The organism is Limnohabitans sp. (assembly GCF_030158565.1).
Taxonomy (GTDB): domain Bacteria; phylum Pseudomonadota; class Gammaproteobacteria; order Burkholderiales; family Burkholderiaceae_C; genus Limnohabitans_A.
On sequence record NZ_JAOASQ010000022.1, the window covers coordinates 59841 to 66275 of the forward strand.

5 protein-coding genes are annotated in these 6435 nt (G+C 62.0%); 4 read left to right on the forward strand and 1 reads right to left on the reverse strand.

The features are described 5' to 3' along the window. The first annotated feature begins 37 nt into the window (after positions 1-37). The 4 genes from Q1W40_RS03700 (at position 38) to Q1W40_RS03715 (ending at position 5451) form a co-directional block, all read left to right on the forward strand. Positions 38-1489 carry a DEAD/DEAH box helicase gene (locus Q1W40_RS03700; protein WP_300709003.1) on the forward strand — a complete coding sequence of 484 codons (1452 nt, stop codon included), beginning with the start codon at positions 38-40 and terminating at the stop codon, positions 1487-1489. 69 nt (positions 1490-1558) lie between these two features. Continuing rightward, entirely contained in the window at positions 1559-3748 is a 2190-nt protein-coding gene (locus tag Q1W40_RS03705; RefSeq protein ID WP_300709006.1) for a TonB-dependent receptor, read from the forward strand. A gap of 96 nt (positions 3749-3844) precedes the next feature. Next, positions 3845-4717, forward strand: coding sequence for an alpha/beta hydrolase (locus Q1W40_RS03710; RefSeq protein ID WP_300709008.1), 873 nt, complete (start codon positions 3845-3847; stop codon positions 4715-4717). Positions 4718-4719: 2 nt separating this feature from the next. Then, positions 4720-5451, forward strand: a complete 732-nt coding sequence (locus Q1W40_RS03715; protein WP_300709021.1) for a sulfite exporter TauE/SafE family protein — start codon at positions 4720-4722, stop codon at positions 5449-5451. Between the two features lie 337 nt (positions 5452-5788). On the opposite strand, the gene Q1W40_RS03720 is transcribed toward Q1W40_RS03715, so the two are convergent. Further along, positions 5789-6435 (reverse strand): GMP reductase (locus tag Q1W40_RS03720; RefSeq protein ID WP_300709010.1); only part of this gene is annotated, 647 nt, incomplete at its 5' end.

Below are 6435 nucleotides of genomic sequence, written 5' to 3' on the forward strand. Positions count from 1 at the left end.
CGGGGTCGTCAGCCCAAAATGAGACAATAGCGGGTTAATGACCGACTCTTTTTCCAATTTATCGCTGGCGCCCACGCTGGCACGAGCCGTGGCCGAAATGGGCTACGAATCCATGACCCCTATCCAGGCCCAAGCCATTCCGGTGGTGTTGACGGGCCAGGATGTGATGGGCGCAGCCCAGACCGGCACCGGTAAAACGGCGGCTTTCTCGCTGCCTTTGCTGCAACGCCTGCTCAAGCACGAAAATCCCTCCACCTCGCCAGCGCGCCACCCTGTGCGCGCTTTGGTGCTTTTGCCCACACGCGAGCTGGCCGATCAGGTGGCCCAACAAATCAAGATGTACGCCAAGTACACCCAGCTGCGCAGCGCGGTGGTGTTTGGCGGCATGGACATGAAGCCCCAGACCCTGGAGCTGAAAAAAGGCGTTGAGGTGCTGGTCGCCACGCCTGGTCGTTTGCTGGACCACATCGAAGCCAAAAACGCGGTCTTGAACCAGGTCGAGTATGTGGTGCTGGACGAAGCCGACCGCATGCTGGACATCGGCTTTTTGCCCGATTTGCAGCGCATCCTGAGCTTCTTGCCCAAGCAGCGCACCACGCTGTTGTTCTCGGCCACCTTCTCGCCCGAGATCAAGCGCCTGGCTGGCAGCTACCTGCAAAACCCGATCACCATCGAGGTGGCGCGCCCCAACGAAACCGCCTCCACCGTCGAGCAGCGTTTTTACGCCGCCCAAGACGACGACAAGCGCCGCGTGATCCGCAAAGTGCTGACCGATCGTGGCATCAAGCAAGCGTTCATCTTTGTGAACAGCAAGCTCGGCTGCGGCCGTCTGGCCCGTTCGCTGGAGCGTGAAGGCCTGCGCACCGCCGCCTTGCACGGCGACAAGAGCCAGGACGAGCGTCTGAAGGCTCTGGAAGCCTTCAAGCAAGGCGAAGTGGACTTGCTGGTGTGTACCGATGTGGCCGCGCGCGGCCTGGACATCAAGGACGTGCCTGCGGTGTTCAACTTCGATGTGCCCTTCAACGCCGAAGACTATGTGCACCGCATTGGCCGCACAGGCCGTGCCGGGGCTTCGGGCTTGGCCGTGACCCTGGTCAGCCCATCGGACACCCGCCTGGTGGGGGACATCGAAAAACTGATCAAGAAAAAGCTCGAGGTGGAAACCTTGCAGCTCGACGAGCGTTCGCGCTCGGGCGGTGAGCGTTCTGACCGTGAGCGTTTGGACGAGCGCCCGCGTGGCCGTGCCTACGAAGGCCGCCGCCGCGAAGAGTTCGATCCACGCGATGCCATCGAGCCGCGTGAGCGCCGTGGCGGCTTCCGCCCTGCACCGGTCAACCGCGATCCTTTCTTTGAAAAGCCCTACGAGGCCCCTGCAGCCGATGCCGCGCCCAGCTGGGAGTCGGCCGCACCCAAGACGCCCCGTTCGTCGATTTCGGCCAACATCAAACCCAAGCGCAAAGTGGCTGCGCTGTTCAAAACCGGCGAATGATCGCCACCGAAGCCCGGTCTTTACCCGGGCTTCAAATCGCAGGGGCCGAGCGCTGTCAAAATCGCCCCCATGCGTGATTTCAAAACTTCCCCTTTCTCCAAGTCCGGCCGCGCCGCGTTGATCTCGCCCCTCAAGCCTTTGATGGGGCATTTGCTGGCGGCGGGGTGCGTGTGCTTACCGGCCTTGTCGATGGCCCAGACCGCGCCTGCCACCGATTTGGGGCGCATCGAGATCCGCAGCAACCGCAACAACGACACAGAAACCCGTCGCGAGTCCACTGCGGCGAAGATCGTCATTGGCCGTGAAGAGATCGAAAAACAAGGCGACGCCACCTTGGGCGAAGTGCTCAAGCGCTTGCCGGGTGTGACCATTGGCGGTGCGCCCGGGCGTGGTGGTGCGATCCGCATGCGTGGCCTGGGTGGCGGCTATACCCAGATCCTGATGGACGGTGAGCGTGTGCCGCCCGGTTTTTCCATCGACGCCCTCACGCCCGAGCAGGTCGAGCGGATTGAAATTTTGCGCGCCCCCACCGCAGAAACGGGTGCACGCGCCATTGCGGGCACCATCAACATTGTTTTGCGTGAGGGTCAGAAAGCCAATCCGGATGACCTGAAGATCACCCGGACTCAGGAGCACGGTGAAGGCTCCACCCAAGTCAATTGGGTGCACAACCTCAAGGCCGAGCCACTCGCGGGCACGTTCACCTTGTCGGCCATGGACCAGAAGCGGCCTGAGGTGAACCATACCGTCACCGATGTCGAACCCGGTGACGATCAGCGTGTCAGGGATGTCCAGTCCGTGGGGCGACGTCAGGCCATCCATGCCAATGCCCGCTTGCAGTGGCGCGGTGAGCAGGGCAAAAGCCTGACGCTGACGCCATTTTTGATCCACTCCGAGTACGAGGCGCTGGGGACAATCCGCTCGAGCCAACTCGCCGGTGGCTCGGCGATGCTGTCGGATGCAGCCAACACCCGAAACCGCAGCACTTATTCGATGGGTCGCCTGAACGGCCAGTGGGCTCAGCGCTTGTCGGCCGATGACCGCCTGGAGCTGCGTTTTGGTCTGGGACAGTCCAACTACGATTACCGCTTCGATCAAACCGGGGCGACCACGCCTTTGTTGCTCAATACCTTCGAGACCCAGAATTTTGTGGACCGTTCCTACAGCCTCAACGGCAAGTGGACCCGTGCCATGGCCAATGGGCACCAGGTCGTGAGTGGTCTTGAGCTGGAAGGTGTACGCCGAGTGGAGGCGGCCAATGCGGCTGTTTCAGAAGACGGCGGCGATCTGCAAGCCCGCACTTTCCGCTGGGCCGCTTATGCGCAAGATGAATTCAAGATCAATTCCAACTGGTCAGCGCATGGGGGTTTGCGTTACGAATCGATCGTGACCGAGGGCACCAACGAGCAGGGTTTCAAGTCCAACCACAGTTCGGTCTGGACGCCTTTGCTGCACGCCGTGTGGAAGCCCGATGCCGACAAGCGCGACCAGGTGCGCATGAGCCTGACGCGCAGCTACAAAACGCCCACGCTGTACAACCTGGTGGCGCGTTACGTGCCGTCTCGCGAGTCCAACAGCCCCACACGTCCTGACCGCGTGGGCAACCCTGATTTGCGCCCCGAATTGGCCACCGGCATCGATGTGGCTTTTGAACGGTACCTTGCCGGCGGGGGTGTCTTGAGCGCCAATGTCTTTCGTCGCAACATCAGCGACTTGATCCGTTACGCCACCGCATTCAATCAGAGCACGGGCAAATGGGTTTCCACACCTCTGAACGTGGGCGATGCCGTCACCCAAGGGCTGGAGCTGGAGGCCAAGTTCCGCCTGGATCAGGCTTGGGCGGCGGCTTTGCCGATAGACATTCGCAGCAACGTGAGTTTTTTCCATTCCAAGGTCTTGCAAGTGCCAGGGCCCGACAACCGGCTGGACCAACAACCCAGCATGACCGCCAATTTGGGCGCTGATTACCGTTTGCGTGGCCTGCCTTTGACCTTGGGGGGCAACTTCAATTGGAACCCCGATTACGACACCCGCCGCAGCGAACAGCAATGGGCCTACCAAGGCACCAAGCAAGTGCTGGACGTGTATGGCCTGTGGAAGCTGTCGGCCAACACCGGATTGCGTCTGACGGTGAGCAACCTCACCCCGCGAGACTACGTGACCGGCACGAGCTACATCGGAAACAGCGTTTCCGAGGTGGCCCGCACCAGCACATCCAACTGGCGTGTGGTGCAGCTGCGCCTGGAAATGAAGATCTGATCCGAAGCAGTCCGCTGCGGTGTCTGTCCCGCATTGGGCAGGCGCGTTGCAGTGGCTGTGCCAAGATCGCGGCATTGATTTTTCAGGAGACACCCCATGGCCCTCAAAGACGCTGCATGGCACGACCGCATGTACAACAACCGTGCCCTGGTGCCGGATTTTGCGGACCACTTTGCGCACTGGCGTGAAGCCTCGGAAGTGGCGCGCCAGACGCTCAAGCCCCAGCTCGACCTGCGCTTTGGCGATGGCCCTCTGGAGACGCTGGACGTGTTTCCCGCGCCCCGCCCAGGCGCACCCGTGGTGGTGTTCATCCACGGCGGCTACTGGCGAAGCCTGGACAAAGCCGACCATTCATTTGTGGCCCCGGCTTTGCAGGGCATGGGCGCCTGCGTGGTGGTGGTCAACTACGACCTGTGCCCCGGCACCGAAGCCCAGCCGGTGACGATTCCCGACATCGCCTTGCAAATGAGCCGAGCCCTGGCCTGGGTCTGGCGACACATTGGCGAGCACGGTGGTGACCGCAGCAACATCAGCGTGATCGGCCATTCGGCGGGCGGTCACTTGGCGGCCATGTTGCTGGCGTGCGACTGGAAAAAAGTCGGCCGCGATTTGCCCGCTGGCCTGGTGCGCAAAACCATGTCCATCTCGGGTTTGTACGACCTGGAGCCGATCCGCAAGACCCCGTTTGTGCAGCCCGATTTGCGCATCACCCCCGCCCATGTGCGCATGGCCAGCCCCGCCAAATGGCAACGCCCCACCAAGGGCGTGCTCTACACCGTGGTGGGTGGTGACGAGAGCCCCGAGTTCTTGCGCCACAACCGCTTGATTCAACAGGTCTGGGGTCCCAAGACCGTGCCGGTCTGCGAAGAACTGCCCGGCCTGAACCATTTCAGCGTGGTGACCGACCTGACCCGACCTGGTAGCCGACTGCATGCCTTGGCCCAAGCCCTGATCGAGCTGCCCGTTTGAACGTGCAGGAATGGCTCTACCCCATGGGGGTGGTCTTGCTGGGCTATGCGGTGCTCGGCCTGACGGGCTTTGGTTCTGCCCTGGTCATCGTGCCGCTGTTGGCTTGGCAATGGCCCTTGCCCGAAGTGGTGGCCATGACCTTGCTGATGGACGTGCCCGCTTCGGCCTTTCACAGTGGACTCAATTGGCGACAAGTGCAGTGGCGTGAGCTGCGCCGATTGCTGCCCGGCCTGCTGGCGGGCACCTTGCTGGGCTTGTGGTTGATGCAGCACCTGCAGACACGTTGGCCTTTGCTGGTGTTGGGTCTGTATGTGGCTGGCGTGGGCGTGAACGCGCTGCGCCCTGCAACGGCGCATGCCCGCCATCCTGCGCCGTTGTGGGCGGGGCCTGTGGGCACAGCCATTGGCGTGGTGGAGCTGATTTTTGGCACCGCTGGCCCCTTGGTGGTGGCCTGGCTCAGCCGCCGCCTGAGCGACGTGCAGCAAGTGCGGGCCAGCATCCCCATGATCATCACCGTGGCCGCCAGCACCGTGTTGGTCGGCATGGCCTGGGAAGGGCGCCTGAGCAGCGCGGTGCTCTGGCAGCGCTGGGCTGTGCTCATTGGCGTGGCTTTGCTGGGCGTGTGGCTGGGCCACCGCGTGGCGCACCGGGTGCCGGTGCCACGCTTGCGCCAGATCATCTGCGGCCTGCTGGTGGTCAGCGGCTTGATGCTGGCGCTGCGCGCTTTGCAATGAACGGCTCGTCGCTCGATGGCCTTGGCCCAGACCAGGGCCTGTTTTCCTCACCCCGAAGTTGACTTTGTTAACCCGAACTTGACTTTGTCACCCCAGACGCGAAATTTTGTCACCCCGGACACGGAATTTTGTCACCCCGGACACGGAATTTTGTCACCCCGGACTTGATCCGGGGTCCACGCGCGAAAAAACCATAGATGCCGGATCAAGTCCTGCATGACAAATAGGGAAGAGGCGGACAATGGATGCCGGATCAAGTCCGGCATGACAAAGAGGGAAGAAGCTGGCAATGGATACCGGGTCAAGCCCGGTATGACAGAGGCCTGCAGCGATGTGTTTACATCAACAGGTGTTCGCCTGCGTTGTCACCGCCCAGGATCACGTAGTTCACCTTGCGGATGTCCATCAACTTGGTGCCGCCCGCGTAGCTGATCGAGCTTTGCACGTCCTGCTCCATCTCGATCAAGGTGTTGGCCAGCTTGCCCTTGACGGGCTCCAGAATGCGCTTGCCTTCGACGTGCTTGTACTCGCCTTTGTTGAAGTCGGACGCCGAGCCGTAGTACTCCTTGAACAGCTCGCCGTTGACCTCGACGGTCTTGCCGGGCGACTCTTCGTGGCCAGCAAACAGCGAGCCGATCATGACCATGCTCGCGCCAAAGCGGATGCTCTTGGCGATGTCACCGTGGCTGCGGATGCCGCCGTCGGCAATGATGGGTTTGGTGGCCACGCGGGCGCACCACTTGAGCGCCGACAGTTGCCAGCCGCCCGTGCCAAAACCGGTCTTGAGCTTGGTGATGCAGACCTTGCCCGGGCCCACGCCCACTTTGGTCGCGTCGGCGCCCCAGTTTTCCAGATCGATCACGGCTTCGGGTGTGGCCACGTTGCCTGCGATCACAAAGCTCGTGGGCAATTTGCCCTTGATGTAGCCAATCATGTCGCGCACGCTGTCGGCATGGCCGTGGGCGATGTCGATGGTGATGTACT